This is a genomic window from Gemmatimonadota bacterium, assembly GCA_022560615.1.
Taxonomy (GTDB): Bacteria; Gemmatimonadota; Gemmatimonadetes; order Longimicrobiales; family Gaopeijiaceae; genus UBA1138.
The window spans coordinates 34,855-52,285 of the sequence record JADFSR010000021.1 but is presented as its reverse complement, the minus strand read 5'-3'; the positions used below and the strand labels follow the sequence as shown (position 1 = coordinate 52,285).

15 protein-coding genes are annotated in these 17,431 nt (G+C 64.7%); 11 read left to right on the top strand and 4 right to left on the bottom strand.

Features of this window, described 5'->3' with window-relative positions:
* Positions 1 to 1,395, top strand: coding sequence for a transglutaminase domain-containing protein (locus IIB36_12885; protein ID MCH7532636.1), 1,395 nt, complete (start codon positions 1 to 3; stop codon positions 1,393 to 1,395).
* On the opposite strand, the gene IIB36_12880 is transcribed toward IIB36_12885, so the two are convergent.
* Positions 1,379 to 2,995 (bottom strand): AMP-binding protein, encoded by a 1,617-nt coding sequence (locus IIB36_12880; GenBank protein MCH7532635.1) that lies wholly within the window; start codon positions 2,993 to 2,995, stop codon positions 1,379 to 1,381. The two genes, IIB36_12885 and IIB36_12880, sit on opposite strands and share 17 nt — an antisense overlap.
* A gap of 398 nt (positions 2,996 to 3,393) precedes the next feature.
* On the opposite strand from IIB36_12880, the gene IIB36_12875 reads away from it, so the two are divergent.
* The 3 genes from IIB36_12875 to IIB36_12865 all read left to right on the top strand — a co-directional run bounded on the left by IIB36_12875 (position 3,394) and on the right by IIB36_12865 (position 5,055).
* The gene (locus IIB36_12875; GenBank protein MCH7532634.1) at positions 3,394 to 3,873 is read left to right on the top strand and encodes an FKBP-type peptidyl-prolyl cis-trans isomerase; all 480 of its coding nucleotides are present in this window, start codon (positions 3,394 to 3,396) and stop codon (positions 3,871 to 3,873) included.
* 87 nt (positions 3,874 to 3,960) lie between these two features.
* Positions 3,961 to 4,551: a hypothetical protein gene (locus tag IIB36_12870; protein MCH7532633.1), complete on the top strand. Its 591-nt coding sequence runs from the start codon at positions 3,961 to 3,963 to the stop codon at positions 4,549 to 4,551.
* A 165-nt stretch (positions 4,552 to 4,716) separates the two neighbouring features.
* Positions 4,717 to 5,055, top strand: a complete 339-nt coding sequence (locus IIB36_12865; protein ID MCH7532632.1) for a phage holin family protein — start codon at positions 4,717 to 4,719, stop codon at positions 5,053 to 5,055.
* A 16-nt stretch (positions 5,056 to 5,071) separates the two neighbouring features.
* Here the strand turns inward: IIB36_12865 and IIB36_12860 are convergent, their stop codons facing one another.
* Together IIB36_12860 and IIB36_12855 are read right to left on the bottom strand one after the other, a co-directional pair.
* Complete coding sequence (locus tag IIB36_12860) at positions 5,072 to 7,609, bottom strand: CehA/McbA family metallohydrolase (GenBank protein ID MCH7532631.1); 2,538 nt, start codon at positions 7,607 to 7,609, stop codon at positions 5,072 to 5,074.
* A gap of 39 nt (positions 7,610 to 7,648) precedes the next feature.
* Positions 7,649 to 8,125: a nuclear transport factor 2 family protein gene (locus IIB36_12855; protein MCH7532630.1), complete on the bottom strand. Its 477-nt coding sequence runs from the start codon at positions 8,123 to 8,125 to the stop codon at positions 7,649 to 7,651.
* A 64-nt stretch (positions 8,126 to 8,189) separates the two neighbouring features.
* Here IIB36_12855 and IIB36_12850 point away from each other — a divergent pair, with 64 nt between their 5' ends.
* The 6 genes from IIB36_12850 to IIB36_12825 all read left to right on the top strand — a co-directional run bounded on the left by IIB36_12850 (position 8,190) and on the right by IIB36_12825 (position 15,173).
* On the top strand, positions 8,190 to 10,289 hold the full coding sequence (locus IIB36_12850) for an MMPL family transporter (protein ID MCH7532629.1): 2,100 nt from the start codon (positions 8,190 to 8,192) through the stop codon (positions 10,287 to 10,289).
* A complete protein-coding gene (locus IIB36_12845; protein MCH7532628.1) occupies positions 10,286 to 11,782 on the top strand; it encodes an APC family permease in 1,497 nt (498 codons plus the stop codon). Before IIB36_12850 ends, IIB36_12845 begins: the two co-directional genes overlap by 4 nt.
* Positions 11,779 to 13,236, top strand: coding sequence for an aldo/keto reductase (locus tag IIB36_12840; GenBank protein MCH7532627.1), 1,458 nt, complete (start codon positions 11,779 to 11,781; stop codon positions 13,234 to 13,236). Before IIB36_12845 ends, IIB36_12840 begins: the two co-directional genes overlap by 4 nt.
* Positions 13,237 to 13,243: 7 nt before the next feature.
* On the top strand, positions 13,244 to 13,915 hold the full coding sequence (locus tag IIB36_12835) for a YdcF family protein (GenBank protein MCH7532626.1): 672 nt from the start codon (positions 13,244 to 13,246) through the stop codon (positions 13,913 to 13,915).
* Between the two features lie 38 nt (positions 13,916 to 13,953).
* Complete coding sequence (locus IIB36_12830; GenBank protein ID MCH7532625.1) at positions 13,954 to 14,334, top strand: DUF805 domain-containing protein; 381 nt, start codon at positions 13,954 to 13,956, stop codon at positions 14,332 to 14,334.
* Positions 14,335 to 14,489: 155 nt separating this feature from the next.
* Positions 14,490 to 15,173 carry a hypothetical protein gene (locus IIB36_12825; GenBank protein MCH7532624.1) on the top strand — a complete coding sequence of 228 codons (684 nt, stop codon included), beginning with the start codon at positions 14,490 to 14,492 and terminating at the stop codon, positions 15,171 to 15,173.
* Here the strand turns inward: IIB36_12825 and IIB36_12820 are convergent.
* Entirely contained in the window at positions 15,119 to 15,535 is a 417-nt protein-coding gene (locus IIB36_12820; GenBank protein ID MCH7532623.1) for a hypothetical protein, read from the bottom strand. The two genes, IIB36_12825 and IIB36_12820, sit on opposite strands and share 55 nt — an antisense overlap.
* A 46-nt stretch (positions 15,536 to 15,581) precedes the next feature.
* On the opposite strand from IIB36_12820, the gene IIB36_12815 reads away from it, so the two are divergent.
* Entirely contained in the window at positions 15,582 to 17,222 is a 1,641-nt protein-coding gene (locus IIB36_12815; protein ID MCH7532622.1) for an amidohydrolase, read from the top strand.
* Positions 17,223 to 17,431: the final 209 nt, after the last annotated feature.

Below are 17,431 nucleotides of genomic sequence, written 5' to 3'. Positions count from 1 at the left end.
GTGGACTTTCCATCAGGGCTGGACCTTCGGATTCGTGAGGAAAACCTCCCAGCTCCACCGTCCGTCCATGAGGAGGGCGATCGGCTCATTTACGAGTGGGTGTACGAGGACATCGAGGCGTTCGAATCGGAACCGTTCTCCTCGGACACTAGTTCGGTACCCCAACGGATTGTCATCTCCGGCGACCTTCAGTGGGGTGACATCGCCCAATGGTATTGGGGGCTGACCCAGACTCGCTACGAAGTCGGCCCGGAACTGGAAGAAAAGCTGACGGAGGTCCTAGCAGGATCGACCACTCTCAGTGACTCCCTCCGAGCCGTGCATCGGTGGGTCGCCCAGGACATCCGGTATGCCTCCATCTCGCTGGGTCTCGGAGGATACCAGCCCCGCGCCGCGTCGGAGGTGCTCGCGACTGGAGTGGGAGACTGTAAGGACAAGACGACCTTGTTCCTGGCGGTGGCGCGTCACCTGGGTGTGGAAGGATACCCTGTCGTGGTGCGAAACGGCGGAAGAGTCCGACCGGACATGCCATCCATCAGCCAATTCAACCACATGATCGCTGCCATCAAGCCAGCGGATGAGTGGCTGTATCTCGATCTTACGGTTCCAGTATCCCCGTACGGAGAGATCTTCGGAGCTCACCAGGGCCGAACGGGTGTTCTGCTGAGAGACGACGGGACGGCGGAGGTCTTCGAGTTCCCGAGGACCGATGCGTCGAAGAACAGATCGTCGATCGTCATTCACGGTTCACTATCCGAGAATGGTCATTTCGAGGGGACCTACACGGAGGTCGTGACTGGCGCGATCCAGTACCGCATTAGGGCCGAGTTCGCTCGCGACTTCACCACCCAGCAGCGGGCGAGTGTGAGGAGGGGTATCGGTCGTAGGGTGTTCGACGAGGCCGATGTCGATTCACTGGAGCTCTTCGATGGTCGCGATCTCGCCGTCGTGCCCAGGCTCTGGGCGCATGTCCAGGCGGAAGATGTGCTTGGAGAGATCCCTGGGGGATGGATGCTTCCTCTCAGATTGCCTCGCTCCGGGTCAGCCGAACTCATCGCGCGCCTGGAGGAGACGAACGACCGCCGATTCCCTATCGACGCGGAGAAGGTCTTCGGTCGCCGAGAGCACTACACCGAGTATCGCATTCAGCTTCCCGAAGGGTGGATCGCCGACCTACCCGACGACGTACGAGCGATCAGTGACTTTGGCCACTACGAGTCGACCTATGCCCAGGAGGGTCGAGAACTAGAACTAGTCATCCGGCGGCTCCTGCGCGGCACACACGGCATCCTCCCGCCAGAGCGATCTGTAGATCTCGTTGAGTGGTTCCGGACCATGTACGATGACGATGTAGAGTACGTCGTACTCGTTCCACAGGTCAGTCGGCACCCCTGAGCTCAACGCGGCGGATCTTGCCCGAGATGGTCTTCGGCAACTCGGTGACGTATTCGATCTCGCGGGGATACTTGTAGGGTGCCGTCACCGACTTGACGTGCGCCTGGATCTCATCTGTCAACTGGTCTGATCCTTGGTAGCCCGGGGCGAGGATGATGTACGCCTTGACGATCTGGCCCCGTGCCCGGTCCGGTTTGCCCACTACCGCGGCCTCGGCGACGGCGGGATGCTCGATGAGCGCCGACTCGACCTCGAACGGGCCGATGCGATAGGCGGCCGAAAGGATCACGTCGTCCGCGCGCCCGACGAACCAGATGTAGCCGTCTTCGTCACGCCGGCCACGATCGCCGGTGTAGTACCAGCCGTGGCGGAACACCTCCGCAGTCAGCTCGGGGTCCTTCCAGTAGCCTCGGAACAGCCCGATCGGCCACTCGTCGGTGCGCACGGCGATATGGCCTTCTTGGTGGTCGTCCAGCACCCGACCGTCGTCGTCGATCACGTCGACCGCCATCCCCGGCGCAGGGCGCCCCATCGAGCCCGGTTTGACCAGCTCGGAGGGATGGTTCGCCACCAGACACACCGACTCGGTCTGGCCGTATCCGTCGTAGGGAGTCGTGCCCGTCGCCTGCTGCCACAGCTGGATGACCTCCGGGTTCAACGGTTCACCCGCCGCCGTGCAGTGGCGCAGCGACGACCAGTCGAAGCCCGAGAGGTCGAGCTGGGTGAACGCCCGATAGATCGTCGGGGGTGCGCAAAACGACGTCACCCGGAGCTCCCCGATCAACTCGAGCATGCGCGCCAGGTCCGGCTTGCCGACGATGTTCCACATCACCACCGTGGAGCCGACGATCCACTGCCCGAACAGCTTGCCCCACGCTGCCTTGGCCCATCCGGTGTCGGACACCGTCCAATGGATGTCATCGGGGCCAAGGTCCTGCCAGAACCGCGCCGTGATCTCGTGGGCGAGCGCATACGACTGCACGTGCTGGACCATCTTCGGCTGACCGGTAGTTCCCGATGTGAAATAGAGCAGGAGCGGGTCGTCGATCATCGTCCGGGCGGCTTCGGCGGGCTCGGCGGGCGCCTCCGAGAGTGCCTGCTGCCAATCGGTCCATCCATCCCGCGAGCTTCCGACGACGAAAAGACTCCGCAGCGACGGGCAGTCCGCACGAACCCGGTCGAGTCTCTCGGCGCCTTCCTCATCGACGATGACGACCGAAGCGCCGGCCCGGTTGATTCGATACGCCTGGTCCTTGGCCATGAGCTGCGTCGTTCCCGGCATCGGGACCGCACCGATCTTGAACGCGCCGAGCAGCGCCGAGTACCAGTCGACGACCCGGGGCAGTTGCACGAAGACGTGGTCGCCCTTGGCGACCCCTCGCGTCCGCAGCACGTGGGCGGCGCGGTTCGCCAGCGCCGCAAGCTCGCCGAACGTGTACTGGTGCACGGTGCGCCCGTCCGGTTCCACCGCGATGAGTGCGAGTCGCTCGGGCTCCCTATTCGCCCAGTCGTCGACGACGTCACGGGTGAAGTTGAACTCCGCGGGCACGTCGATTTTGAAGCTCGCCCGAGGGTTGCTGTCGTCGGTCATGCTCGGCATCGCCAACCTCCTCGCCTGCCATAATGGTTGGTGCCGTGCCGATTCGCACGGCCGGAGTTGGCGGTTCCGACCAACATGGCGACGGGGCTGGCTCGGGCGGTGCCCCATCGCTCCGACTGACGTGCCCGATCTGTGGCTCCCCACCGCAGGTGGGTGTGCTACGAGACGACCCGGGCGCCCTCGGGATGCGCCTCCTGGTTACGCCCACTGCGGATCGAGTGACTCGGATCGTCTCCAAATACACGAGGCCCCGAGCTCGATCTCTGGACCGGCGACCGAGGGCTGGTGAAGTTGCAGTCGAACCTGCTTGGGCTGTGACGGGGTCGCGGCGTGCAAACGACGTTGGGTGGTTCAGGCTCTCGCGTTAGCTTCGGGCTCACTAACAAGACGGAAGCGTGATGCGAATTCGGCAGGGTTTGATGTTGCTCGGTACGGCGATCGTGGTCGCGGCCTGTGGCGGCTCGGGAGGTGCCGTGGGCGATTACGAGTCGGCTGAGGCCGGAGCTGCGTACCTCGCGGAGAACGGCGCGAAGGCCGACGTCGTCACAACCGAGAGTGGGTTGCAGTATGAAGTGCTTCGGGCGGGCGCCGGTCCCGCGCCCACCATGGGCCAGAGCGTCCAGCTGCACTATCGAGGCACGCTACCGGACGGGCGAGAGTTCGATTCGTCCTACGACGGTGAGCCGGTCGTGTTTGCGGTAGGGCAGTTGGTCCCAGGCTTCAACGAGGCGTTGATGCTAATGCCCGCCGGCAGCCACTATCGGGTGGTCCTCCCGGGAGATCTCGCGTATGGTCCCCAGCGTCGCAGCGAGTTGATCGGGCCGAACCAAACCCTCGTCTTCGAGATCGAGCTGTTGGAGATCATCGACGGCAAGTAGTCTTTGGAATCCACACCACCCCTCACCGGTATGTCTTTACTGTCGCGTCTGTTCGGATCCAAGGAGTCTGCTCCCAGGCCGGGGGCGATGACTCTGGACGACAGTCTGGCAAAGTTGGAGCGGGCGGCGGAAGACGCTCCCGCGGGCTATAGAGGTACACCGCTCAACAAAGCCGGAGACTTCGCCCTGCGGGGCGGGGACAAGCAGCGCGCGGTGGTCTACTACGGGCGCGCGATCGATGCTTTTCTCAAGGACGAGCAGCGCGAGGCGGCTAGGGGCGTAGCGAACAAGCTCATCCGGGTTCATCCCGAGGCGGTACGTACTATCCGTACGCTCTTGTGGTTGGATCTCGGCGCGCGCCACATGGCGACGGCGGTCATGCACCTCCGCGACTACATTGACGGCGCGATCCGGGTCGAAATGCAGTCTCTCGCGGGCGACCAGCTCTTCGCGATGGCTCGCGTGGCGCCGCAGTCGGAGTTCCTCGAAGCGGTCGCTGACGGTCTCGACGCGCTCGACCGGGCCGACCAGGCAAGAGAGGTGCGCGGCTGGACCGCGTCCGGCGGCTCTCCTGACGTGATCGCAGACGACGACCTGCTGGCTTCGGCATGCCTCCAGGCCGCAATACAAAGCGGTGCGCCGCGGGTGGCTGAGGACGCCAAAGACGCCGGGGACTAGGTCAGCGCCCGAGTGCTTCGTCGGCAGTACCGCACCCACGCCGATGGGTTTCACATCCCGAGGAAACGATTTTGGCCTTTTCCTCGTCTAAGTCTAAGAGTGCAGGGGACTCGGTCGTAGGTACTCGGGTCCCCGGACGTGGCTCATAGCTGAGAGGGTGAAAACGTGGGATTCATTGTCCACACGCTGGTAAGTGCGGCGCTGCTCTACGTCGTAGGGCGGCTGGTCGACGGGATCGAGGTACGGGATGGGAAGGCCGCTGTATTCGGCGCGCTTGGACTCGGACTTGCCAACGCGTTCGTCCGTCCGATCCTGATCAAGCTCACGCTGCCGATCACGGTCATCACGCTGGGCCTGTTCGTGTTCGTCGTGAACGCGCTCATGATCATGCTTGCAGCCGCCTTCGTGGACGGCTTCGAGGTCGACGACTTCCCGTCGGCGCTGTGGGCTGCGCTCGCGCTCGGCCTGATGAATTTCCTCGTGGCGATGTTCTTCGGGCTGTAAGCCGCCAGGCGCGTCTTCATCCGCCCGCCTCGGCCTTGAACCGCCTGTAGACCTCTCGCGCCTCTTCGAACTGCGCATATACGTGGTCCTTCTCGGGCTGCGAGCGCCATCCCGTCCACTGCTCGGCCATCGCTTCGAGCTTGTCGATCCATGCGATCGAGTAATCGGCGGCTTCGACCGAGCGTACTGGAGCGCCGTCCACGAGGACCCAGACGGGGTTCGTGAGCGCGAGCGCGTATGCGATGTCGAACGGAAACTGTTCCCCCGGCGCGCCCATCACGCGCACGTGGTACCAGCCGGAGCGCTCCGGGCGAAAGCTCCGCTGGAAGTCGAGCGACTTCCGGTCGCCGGTGAAATTGGCGGTCGCGACGATCTCTCCGTTGTAGATCAGCTCTGCACGCTCGAGCGGCGCGATCGACGTAACGGTGAAGCGGACCGTCACTTCGCTGCCGGCGGAGATGTCGACCTGCTCGCCGGAGATTCGGCCGTCGACCTCGAACTCGACTAGTGGGCCTGTCGTCATGAACGCGTGCCCGTTCGCCATGGCCTCGAACCACCCTCGCATCGAGAGCTCCCCGTCGGCGGTCTTCACGTACGTGCGCACAGACGCGACGAGCGGTGTCTGCTGCAGATCGCTGATCGAATCCTCGCCCCCCACGACGGTGACGCGCAGTCCGTTGTTCCAGACCGCGTAGAGAGGGGGATACCCGTCCTGGGACGTGGACCACTCGATCGCGTCAGTAGTGGCGAGCGCCGCGTCGACCATGAAGCCTTTGGCGCCGCCGAGGTTTCCCTCCAGCGGGTCTCCGTTGTAGAACGAGTGCACGTATCCGGTCCAAGCGCCCTGTTCCTTAGCCTTCCTGAGCATGTCGGTATTCGACGGATAGAGGCTCTCGATCGCCGTTCCTTCGTACCCGGTCGTGAAGGGTGAGATGAGGTGCTCGCGCATTCCGTACATGAAGACATGGCCGTAGAACGGAGGGCGGTACTCCTGGCCGACCACGAGTACACGGTCAGGCCGCGACAGCGGATGTGGCCCCCCACCCGGCACGAAGAACTGATGGTCCAAGATGCGGTTGTCCTTGTTCGCGATCTGCTCGAGCACGAGGTCCTGGTCCTCCGCCTCGGACATCATCATCAGGTTCTCGAGGGTGTTGTGCAGATTGCCGCCGTAGTTCATGTGCACGTGCGTCGAGGCGTTGAACCAACCCTTCTCCGCCATGTCCACGACTTCGCGGAGTCGGAGCGTCAATTGGGTGGTCTCTCCGGCGACGATCTCGACGGTCGTGAGCGCGGGCTCATGCTCGAAGCCCTTCACCGCAGCGATCTGCACGTCGCCGACCGGGAGCTGGACCTCGAACGACCCCCCGTGGTGGAACGCCCACTGCCCGAGCCGCGGAGCGATGCGCGCGTACTCCGTCGTCGGTGCGTAGAACTTCCCGTCAGACGCGGTGAGATGGATGCGCGAGCCGGTCAGACCGTCCGCATCGACGGTCCTCACGCGCAGCGTGCCGATCGCTTTCTTCCAGCGTCGACCCGTGATGTCGACGTCGACGATCTTGCCGCCGTACGTCTCGAGCAACTTGAGCTGGGGGAGCCCGTCCCGATTGTCGATGTAGGCGATCCACTCGCCGTCCGGTGACCACCGCGGGTGGAAGGCGTCGTGCTCGAAGAATGTCAGCTTGTACGGCTCGCCACCCACCGTGGGCTGAACGTAGAGGTTGTTGAACTGGTCGGCGGTCGCGCGCGTCGAAGAGAAGACGAAGCGTCGTCCGTCGATCGAGACGTCGGGGTGCGCCCTATAGAGCGTCTGCTCGACGAGCACCGTCTCTCGGTCCGCGAAGCCGTTCGCCCTCGCGGGAACGCGAAACACGTTTCCGCTACCGAGGGGCACGTCGCGGTTCGAAACGAGCAGAAGCTGCTCACCGTCCGGGAACCACGCCGGCGTGATGTGGATGTCCTGTGGCCCGAAGTAGAGCCGATCACGTCCGAAGTCGTTGTCCTGGGTGACCGCGACGGCGTCTCCTGTCCAGCTCCCACGGTCGAACCCGCGCAGGTAGACGTTGAAGAAGCCGGCCGGCTCGGTCGATACGTAGGCGATGCGGCTGCCGTCGGGGCTGAACTTGGGGTCGGCGTACACCTGGGCGTCATCGGTCAGGGCCCGCGTCTCGCCGGTCGCGACGTCGAGCACCTCCAGTTGGATCGAGCGCCCATGGTCATCGGCGGTATAGACGAGCCAGCTCCCGTCCGGGGAGTAGTTCGGCGACGAATAGTATTTCGGACCCGACACCAACTCGACCGCGAGACCCGTGGCGATCTCCACGCTCCAGATCGAGCCCTGCATCGCAATCGCGACGTGTTCACCGTCGGGATGCCAGCTCGGGTACCACGGGCTCGAGCTCGGAGCGGGCGGCAGATAGAAGTTCTGCATGTAGGCGCCGCCCATGCGGGCCCCGCGATAGCCGCCGAATCGCTCTTGCGCGTCCAGTAGAAGCGGCGACAGCGCGAAAACGGCTAGCACGACGTTCAGGGTCGGACGAAGTCGTCGCAGCAAGAGGGCCTCCCGGGCGGTGAGTAGGACCGGCAAGCTGCGCTAGTCTCCCGTCCCAGAAGGGATGCCACCCGTCCCTGACTGCTGCGGGGACATGTGGAACTGTACGACCTTCCAGCCGTCGTCCGTCTCGACGCGTGTCTCCGAATAGCGCCACGTTCCCTCGAGCACCAGGCCACCCGGTAGCGTGAGCGCGCCTTCGAAGTAGGCGACCGACACAGCCATCGATCCGTACATCTGCACGTCGAGATCGCGCACTTCGACGTCCACTTGGAAACCGGCTTGGGCCATCGCCTCCAGCGCCGGCGCACTGAAGCCTTGTATGAGCGCGCCACCGTCCAGGAAGAATCCGCGCGCGTCGGGGTGATAGAAGCCGACGAACGTTTCGTACTCGCCGTCCGCCCAAGCTGCGAGGGTCGCGGTCACCGCAGCCGAGACCTCAGCCTCCTGAGCGCGTACATTCGGAACTGCTCCCAGGAGCAGCAGTACCAGGCCCAACCCCAAAACGCGACGAGACACGCCGACCTCCGGATGAAAGCTTACTGGCGATTGCCGATTCCCCTACGACCTCGGAGCTGACCGGATGTTCCCCCGTACTTGGACGGCCGCCGCCGCCCCGTGGGTCGCGTTGGCGCTGGCCGTGGTCGGTCTTCTCGGTGTGTGGGCTTTCGTCGACCTGTCCCCCGAGGTCGAGGGCGACTTCTTCTTCGCCGAGGACGACCCACAGCTTCAAGCGTCGCAACAGATCAGCGAGCGATACGGCTCCGGCTCGCAGATCGTCGTTCGGGTGGCGGATCTGAGCGGCGACCCCGACGCCTACGAAGATCGCATCGAGGGCCTCACCGACGCGTTCTTGGCCATCGACGGCATCTCCGGTGCGTACAGCATCACGACGGACGATCCGAGCTCTCCCCTGTTCAGCCGAGTGCTGCTCACGCCGGACTCGAGCGCGACGAACATCATTTTGGTAGTCGACGACGCCGATCCGGAGATCCTCCTCCCCAGGCTCGAGGAGCTGATCGCGAATCATGACGGTCCTGACCTCGACATCGTGATGTCGGGCGTCCCGGTCATCGTAGAGTTGATCCGTAGGAATCTGTTCCGTGATCTCGTGGTCTTCAGCCTCGCCGCGGCGCTCGTCTTCGGAGTTCTGATCGCGTTGATCTACCGCGACGTGGCCATCGTCGTGGGCACGCTGACGACATGCTTCGTGGCAGTCAGCGTTACGCTGATGATCACGCAGGCGCTCGGCGTCGGGATCGGTCTGCTCACCGCGAACCTCGTCACGATCGTCTTCGTGCTCACGCTTTCCCATGTGGTATTCCTGACCGCGAATTGGTTGCGTGTGAGCCAGGCCGAGACCGATAGAGTCGAGGCGCTGCGCCAGGGGATCCACGCCACGCTAGAGAGTTCGTTCTGGAGCATGACGACCACGCTGCTGGGCTTCCTGAGTCTGCTCATCGCGACCGCAAAGCCGCTTCGGGAGCTCGGCATCGCGGGCGCGATCGGGACGCTGACGGCGATCGCGGTCGCCTACTCGGTGTACCCCGCTTTCCTCGGTCGATGGGCGTCGGTCAGGGAGCGTCGGGAGCGCGTCGCCAAACTCGGTTCTCCCGCCGGGAGTAAGGTGGTGGTGGGGGTAGCCGCCGCGATCGTAGTCGTCCTGGGTGTCGGCACGTTCCGGCTTGATACCGATCCCGGCCTTCTGACGTACTTCGCGCAAGGGACCGAGCTGCGCGATGGACTCGAGCGCATCGATGCGGACGGTGGCAGCAGCACGCTGGACATCATCTTCCGCGACTCGGAGGGCGGCCGCCTCGATTCCGACCTTGTGTTTCAGAAGATGCAGGCCATGCAGGCGGCGCTCGAGGCGGACTCGGCCGTCGGGGTCGTGCTGGGGCCCTCGGTGCTGCTCGAGCACGCGCGCACGCTGCCACTCGCCCGCTTCATGAGCTTGCAGGTCCTGCTCGATTTGGCCTCGAATCCGCAGCTCGGATCGGTCGGCCTGGGGTATGTGTCCGCCGAGCGTGACGAGGGCCACTTCTTCCTGCGCATGCGCGAGTCGGTCGATGAGCCCTCACGTGACGCGGTCATCGACCGGTTGCGCTCGCATACCCGAGAGGCGGGGCTGGAGCCGGTACTGGTGGGGGGGCTGTACGACCTGCAGGCTCAGCTCGGCAAGCTGATCGCGTCGAGCCTCAAGGTCGGGATCGGAGGGCTGCTGCTGCTCTTCCTCGGCGTCGCGATGGTGGTGTCGCGCTCCCTCGCGACGACCGCGCGTATGTGGCTCTGCCTGGCCGGAATCCCGCTGGTGGTGCTGGGCACGTTCGGCCACTTCGGCATCGCGGTCGACATCATCACCTCACCCGCGGCGAACGTCGCCCTCGCGATGGGCGTCGACTCGATGATCCACCTCGTCGTCCGGGTCCGACGGCTATCAGGCGCGGGCGTAGAGGCACCGTGGGCCGCGGCGTTGAGCCAGATTCGTGCGCCGGTGCTCGGAGCGACGGGCATCATCTGTGCAGGCTTCGGCATCTTTGTGCTGTCTTCGTTCCCGCCCACGCAGAGGTTCGGCCTTGCGGTCATCCTGGGCACGGTCACGGCCGCGACGATGGCGCTCGTGGTGCTGCCGCGGCTCGTTTCGCGGCCCGCTGCTGGTGAAGCACAAGCGACGGCTGCATGACCGACGGCGGGTCTGCGCCTTCCACCGGACTCGCCCGCCAGCTCGGCTTCATGGGCCTGGCGGCGACCGGGATCTGCTCGATGCTCGGGGCGGCGATCAACGTCGTCCCGTTCATGCTGCTGAGAAACGTGCCGGGAATCGGTCCCTATGTGCTGCCGGCGTACCTCTTCGCGGCTGTGCCCGCGATTCTCGCAGCACTCGCGTATGCGATCCTGGCGTCCGCGATGCCCCGGGCGGGGGGAAGCTACATCTACGCCAGCAGGGGCCTGCACCCGTACCTGGGCTTCGTCGCGAGCTTCTCACAATGGTTCGGGCTCTCTATCGCTATCGGCGTCGTCTCCTACCTGCTGATCCCGTTCATCCGCGACGTTTTCTCGGCCCTCGGCATCGACGGGATTGCCGCGCTCCTGGACACCGGCCCGGTCCGAGTCGGCTTGGCGCTCGCTTTCCTGTGGACCTCAGTCGCCATCAACATGCGCGGGCTTCAGCTCTACGAGCGGATTCTGGTACCGCTAATGTTCTTGATGTTCGTACTGGGCGGGGTCGTGATCGTCGCAGGCTTCCTGTTCGACCAAGGCGACTTCGCCGCCGGGCTTCTCGCGAGCGAAGGCGTGGCGGTCCCCGATGCCGTGCCTGCCGCGTTCAGTTGGACGAGCTTCCTGGCGGCCTCCGCGATCCTCTTCTCGAGCTTCATCGGATTCGACTCGATCGCTCAAGCGGGGGGAGAGGCCAAGAACCCTGGGCGTTCCCTCCCGCTCGCGATCGGGGTCTCGGTGGTGACCGTTGGCACCTTCTATCTGCTCTTCACGGCGGCGGTGTACCACACGGTGCCGTGGCAGTTCGTGGCGGAGCGAGCGCTGAACCAGGATCTCACGGCACCGGGCCTGCTCGGCTATGTGCTCTCGCCGACCTGGACCGTGCTCATCGTCATGGGCGCCGCGGTCGCCCTCGTCAATGACTTGCCGGCGATGCTTCTCGCAGTGTCGCGCCTCATGTTCGCGTGGGCGGAGGACGGCGTCTTTCCAAAGGCGGTGGCCAGGGTCCACGAGGAGTGGCATACGCCTACGGTGGCGCTGGTGCTCAGCGGGCTGATGGCTTCCGCGAGCATCCTCGGCAGTCACTTCGCAGGTGACTTCTTTCTCGGCGTGGACATCCTCGTCACCTCGATGCTCGTGAACTTCATGGTGATGTGCATGGCGGTGTTGTGGCTTCCGAGGATCAATCCGCGGCTGGCGGCCGACGTGACCGTTCTCCCGTCACGGAGGCTTCAGGTACCGCTGGCCGCCGCCGGCATCGCGCTGTTGCTTGTCTTCTTGGTTGTGCACGTGCGGAAGGATCTCACGGCCGAGCTGGACGCGTGGTACTTCCACTCGACGCCGCTCTGGCTGATCGTGCTCGGCATCGCATCCTTGATCTATGCACGTGAGGTGAGCGGCCTGAAGAAGAGCGGAGTCGATACGCGGGCGCTCTTCCAAACGCTTCCAAGCGAATGAGTGCGACGGTGGAGCGGTTCGAGCTCGCGCCCGGTTTGCAGATCTCCCGCGTCCTCACGGGCCTCTGGCAAGTCGCCGATATGGAGCGCGACGGACTCGAAACGGACCTCGACGCCGCCGCCCGGGAAATGGACCGCTACGTCAGGGCCGGACTCACGACCTTCGACATGGCCGACCACTACGGTTCGTCGGAGCTGATCGCTGGGCGGTACGAGCAGCAGCGGCCCGATGCCTCACAGCTGCTCACCAAGTGGGTGCCCAAGCCGGGTCCCGTCACCAAGGACAGCGTGCGAGGCGCGGTCGAGCTCGCATGTCAGCGCATGGGCCGGCAACAGCTCGACCTGCTTCAGTTCCACGCATGGAGCTACGCGGACCCAGGCTGGCTCGACTGCATCTTCGAGCTGCAGGCTCTGAAAGACGAGGGGCTGATCCGCCATCTGGGTCTGACCAACACTGACACCGTCCATCTACGCATGCTTGTGGAGAGCGGCATCGAGATCGTGTCGAATCAGGTCAGCTACTCGCTTCTCGACCAGCGAGCGCTCGGCGCCATGACCGAGTTTTGTCTGGAGCACGGCGTCCACCTGCTGGCATTCGGTACCGTCGCGGGAGGCTTCTTCACCGAGCGGTGGTTGGGCGCACCGGAGCCCAGCTTGGAGGCGCTCGAGACCTGGTCGCAGATGAAGTACAAGCGCTTCATCGATGCCGCCGGGGGCTGGGGGAAGTTCCAGTCCGTTCTCTCGACGGTCGCGCGCGTGGCCGCACGCCTGGACGTCTCCGTGGCGAACGTGGCGTGCCGATACATCCTGGATGCACCGGCCGTGGCGGGCATCATCGTCGGGGCTCGCCTGGGTCGCAGCGAGCACGTCGACGACAATCTCGCACTCTTCGACTTCACGCTCGACGAAGAGGGGTCCGACGCGATTACTTCGGCGCTCGGTGAACTCGACGCCATCCATGGGGACTGCGGCGACGAATACCGCAGGCCACCGATCTTGACCGCGGCCGGAGACCTGAGCGACCACTTCGATGACTTCCCCCCGCCGTACCCAACCGAAGCCGAGTCGGAGGGTCGCAGGAGGGCATCGAGCGGCACCGTCTGGGAGGATGTGGCCGGCTTCAGTCGTGCGGTGAGAAAAGGGGACCGGATACTCGTATCCGGCACGACCGCCACGCATCGCGACAGGTTGATCGGCGGCTCGGATGCGGCCAGCCAAACCCATTTCGTGATCGACAAGATCGAGGGCGCGATTCTCTCGCTCGGGGGTCGGCTCGAAGACGTCGTGCGGACGCGAATCTATATCCACGACCCGGCCGTCTGGGACCCCGTGGCGCGTGCGCACGGCGCACGTTTCTCCCAGATCAGGCCCGCCAACACGTTGGTGAACGCTGGTCTCATCGGGGACGGGTACTTGGTAGAGATGGAAGCCGAGGCGATTGTTGACGATGATTGAGGGCGCGATGTCCTCCTCAGACATGGAAGCGGACGAGAAGAGACCGATGAGGAGCCGGCGGTGGTGGTACGCCGGGGCGTCGCTGGCGCTGGTCCTGTTGCTGGGTGGCGTCGCCTTCATGCGCGTCGGGAGCTGGCTGGTCGTGCGCGACGAGCCGGCGCCATCGGCCGCTATTGTCGTGCTGAGCGGTGAGGTGCCGTTTCGCGCCATGGAAGGGGCCGACCTGTACAACCAGGGTTGGGCCCCGGAGGTATGGCTGACGCTGAACCGGGACCCCCGAGACGAGGCTGCGGCTGCGCCGCTCGGGGTCGAGCTCTTTGTCGACGCCGACGACAATCGTCGGATCCTGGAGGCGATGGGCGTGCCGACCGACGTGATCCATGTGATTCCCAGAGCCGTGCGCAACACGGCTGACGAGGTGCGTGAGATCTCGAAAAGGCTCTCACAAACCGGAGGGGAGCGCGTGATCATCGTCACCTCCAAGTTCCACACTCGGCGTGTGCGCACGCTGTGGAGGCGGCTGGCGGGGAACAGTGCTGGCGTGATAGTCCAGCCCGCTACGCGGGACCCGTATGACGGGGCCCGGTGGTGGCGTCGGTCGAACGACATCGCTTACGTGGCCAAGGAGCTGATGGGCCTAGTGAACGCTTGGATGGGATCCCGCGTACAACCTTGGTAGCAGAGGGCTTGCGCGGCCGACACTTGTGAGTGACTCCGATGGACAATCTACTGGACCTCTTCTCCTTCGAAGGACGTGCCAACCGTGCTTGGTACTTCTGGCACATCCTGCTGGACGACCTCGTGATGTTCACGCTCGCGGTGGTCTTCATAGTGATGATGGTGACGACCGGCACTCCCTTGTTCGTTCTCCCTCTCGCCGGTGTGATGATCGGCGGTATCTGGGCAGGAGTCGCGGTAACGGTCAAGCGGCTGCACGACCTCGACCGGCCCGGGTGGCACTGGTGGCTGCTGCTCATTCCGCTCGTGAACATCTACATGGGCGCGATTCTGCTCTTCGCCAAGGGCACGCGAGGGCCCAACCAGTTTGGGCGGGACCCGCTGATGGCGGCGAAGGTGGACGGCTACCTCGAGGCGTAGGCGCAGCGCTCCGGCCGCTTTCGGGAGCTCGATGTCCTGATTTGGCATGAGCTTTGCCATTTATTCGCCACTTATTGGGGGCGTACCCGTGCAAAGCCCCTCATGTCGGTTCAGTGCGTACGTGGACCGGAAACGAGTGTCGAAGGAGGCAAAAAGTGCGCGACAAGAGCAGCGTCATTTTGATTTGGGCGATCGCGGCGTTCGCGTTTTCCGGCTTTTCGGCCGTTGTCTTCTCAGGTGCGGGGCCCTCCCCGGACAACCGACCGACTCTGGTGCGCTCGTCGCCCGATCCGAGCGGCGATCTGGCAGCTACCGGATCCGTGACCTCGGAAGAGTGGTTGACCTCGATGCGCCCCTTCTGCAACCCGGTCGACGTCATGACCCGCCTCGCGTGGTCCCCTGCGCCCGAGGGCGCAGAAGGGACGATGCACGAGGCCGCGTGTCTGGCCCTCGCCGGCCGGACGGATGACGCGCGCGCGCGACTGCTCACGCTGTCCGCCGAAGATCAGTGGAAGGGTGCGAGGGTCGTCTTCGCGGTCGGACACCCCGCAGCAGATGCGGGTGATGACGTTGCCGCGGGTCCCCTCATGGAGCTCGTTGTGGAATTCTGGCCCAATCACTACATGGCGCTCTACCACGCGGGGACCGCGCGCTTCGAAGCGGGCGACGCGCCTCGGGCAAAGGATTATCTGGAGCGTTTCCTCCAGGAGTACAAGATCGAGGACGGGTGGCAAACCAACGCCCGCGAGATGCTCTTTCGGATCGTCCCAACCACTGCCGCAGATCACTCGGGAAGCGGTACGTCGAAGCCAAGTGGATACGGCACGGTGTGGCAGTAGGCCCTCGCTCGGCGTGTACACGAGGCCCGCCAGGACCTCAGCGTAGGGCCCCCGAATCCCGAGAGCCTCATCGGGACCACGATGACGCGGCGACCAGCAGCGGTCTCCTGTCGCACGAAGTCCCGAATCCGTGCCTCGGCCACGGACCGTCTCTCGGGCCAGTCCTCACGGAGCGCCACGCTGCGGACCGATCGGAACGGCGTTTTGGCAATCACGGCCGCGACCTCATCCATCGCCTGAAGAAGTCGCTCGTTTTCCTCCTCGCTCGCCGTGCCGTGCGCAGGCAGGAGCACACTTTCCTCCTTGCGGGGGCCTGTGGAGAAGACGGACAGCCCCTCGCCGCCCTGGCGCCACCACCTCATGTTGTCCTCCTAGCTCCCGTTCCCGAAGTCGCCTGCGAGGTCCTTCATGCTGCTGCGCACCATCTGCCCGACCGCCCTCCTGTTACTGACCCTCGGCACACCTCGAGCCGCCACCGCCCAACCCGCGCAGCTGGACGAGTGGAAGAGCCAGCTGGCCGAGTCGATCGAGGGCAGGAGGAAGTTCACGGCCAACATCGTCGATCAGATCTTCAGCTTCGGTGAGCTTGGCTTTCAGGAGTTCGAGACGTCGCGATACCTGGTCGCGTTGCTGCGGGACAACGGCTTCACGGTCGAGGAAGGCGTAGCGGGGATCCCGACGGCCTGGGTCGCCACCTGGGGTTCGGGCCGCCCGAAGATCTCGCTCGGTACGGACATCGACGACATACCGAAAGCATCTCAGATGCCAGGGGTCGCTTGCCGTCTCCCCTTGGTGGAGGGTGCGCCCGGTCACGGTGAAGGGCACAACTCGGGTATGGCAGTCCAGATCACGGCCGCGCTCGCGGTTAAGGAGCTCATGGAGAGGGAGGGGCTACCGGGGACGATTCAAATCTGGCCCGGTGTCGCCGAAGAGCTCGTGGCGACCAAGGCGTACTACGTACGCGCGGGCATGTTCGAGGACGTCGACATCGTTCTCTATGCGCACGTCGGCAACAACCTCTCGACCGGGTGGGGCATGACCCCGGGCACGGGCCTGATCTCCGCGATGTTCACCTTCGAGGGCTTCGCGGCGCACGCTGGGGGCGCCCCGTGGAGGGGCCGCAGCGCCGCCGACGCCGTGAGCCTCATGGAAGTCGGTTGGAATTTCCGCCGTGAACATCTGCGCTTGCAGCACCGGTCGCACTCCATCGTCTACAACGGCGGCGATCAGCCGAACGTTGTGCCGTCGGAGGCTTCGATTTGGTTCTACTTCCGCGAGAAGAACTACCAGCAGATCCTTGACCTCTTCGCGATCGGCGACTCCGTCGCCCGCGGTGCCGCGATGATGACCGGGACGACGCTCAAGGACGTGCGCCTCATCGGGACCGCTTGGCCGGGCCACTTCAACAAGGTCATCGCCGAAACGATGTACTCGAACATCGAGCGCGTCGGTCTGCCCGAGTGGACGGAAGACGACCAACGCTTCGCCCGCGCCACCCAGCGCGAGGTCGGAGGGCCCGAGACGGGGCTCGCCACCGAGCTCAGTCGGTTGCGCCCAGCGCCCACAGAGGCACAACGTACCGCTGGCTACGCCGACGATATCGGCGACGTCTCCTGGAACGTACCGACGGCGACGCTCTCGTTCCCGTCCAACATGCCCGGGCTCCCGGGCCACAACTGGGCGAACGCGATCGCGATGGCGACTCCGATCGCTCACAAAGGCGCGACCCAGGGTGCCGTCGCTCAGTCGATGACCCTCCTGGACTTCATGGTCCGCCCGGATCTGGTCGAAGCCGCGTGGGACTACTTCCGGGACGTGCAGACCGCCGACCTGCAGTACACGCCGTTCATTAGCCCCACCGACCAGCCTGCGATCGAGATGAACGCGGGCATCCTGGACGAGTTCCGGGAGGAGATGCGGAGGTACTACTACAACCCGGATGAGTACGACTCCTACCTCGATCAGCTCGGGGTGTCGTACCCGACGCTCAGACAGCCCGACGGTCGGTGCACGATCGCTGCGGTGAGCGAAGAGCAAGCTGTAGGCTGACGCTGGACGGACCTGTCGGACGCCAACCGCTGCAGCCGGGGGTGCGGGTTCGGCATCGACCACAGTGGCCACGAAGAGCAGGGGGACAGCCAAGAGTCAAACGGTCCCGCGTCACCATCGCCCCGCCCTTCTTTCGCCAGCACCTTCCCAAACGGGCCTGCGGCGCATGCAGGGCTTGAATTTAGTCCCAAACATAGTCAAGTATATAG

Bases quoted from the DNA above. Each gene is read 5' to 3' on its own strand.
- IIB36_12880 (MCH7532635.1), bottom strand. From the start codon at position 2,995: ATGCCGAGCATGACCGACGACAGCAACCCTCGGGCGAGCTTCAAAATC.
- IIB36_12875 (MCH7532634.1), top strand. From the start codon at position 3,394: ATGCGAATTCGGCAGGGTTTGATGTTGCTCGGTACGGCGATCGTGGTC.
- IIB36_12870 (MCH7532633.1), top strand. From the start codon at position 3,961: ATGACTCTGGACGACAGTCTGGCAAAGTTGGAGCGGGCGGCGGAAGAC.
- IIB36_12850 (MCH7532629.1), top strand. From the start codon at position 8,190: ATGTTCCCCCGTACTTGGACGGCCGCCGCCGCCCCGTGGGTCGCGTTG.
- IIB36_12845 (MCH7532628.1), top strand. From the start codon at position 10,286: ATGACCGACGGCGGGTCTGCGCCTTCCACCGGACTCGCCCGCCAGCTC.
- IIB36_12840 (MCH7532627.1), top strand. From the start codon at position 11,779: ATGAGTGCGACGGTGGAGCGGTTCGAGCTCGCGCCCGGTTTGCAGATC.
- IIB36_12835 (MCH7532626.1), top strand. From the start codon at position 13,244: ATGTCCTCCTCAGACATGGAAGCGGACGAGAAGAGACCGATGAGGAGC.
- IIB36_12830 (MCH7532625.1), top strand. From the start codon at position 13,954: ATGGACAATCTACTGGACCTCTTCTCCTTCGAAGGACGTGCCAACCGT.
- IIB36_12820 (MCH7532623.1), bottom strand. From the start codon at position 15,535: ATGAGGTGGTGGCGCCAGGGCGGCGAGGGGCTGTCCGTCTTCTCCACA.
- IIB36_12815 (MCH7532622.1), top strand. From the start codon at position 15,582: ATGCTGCTGCGCACCATCTGCCCGACCGCCCTCCTGTTACTGACCCTC.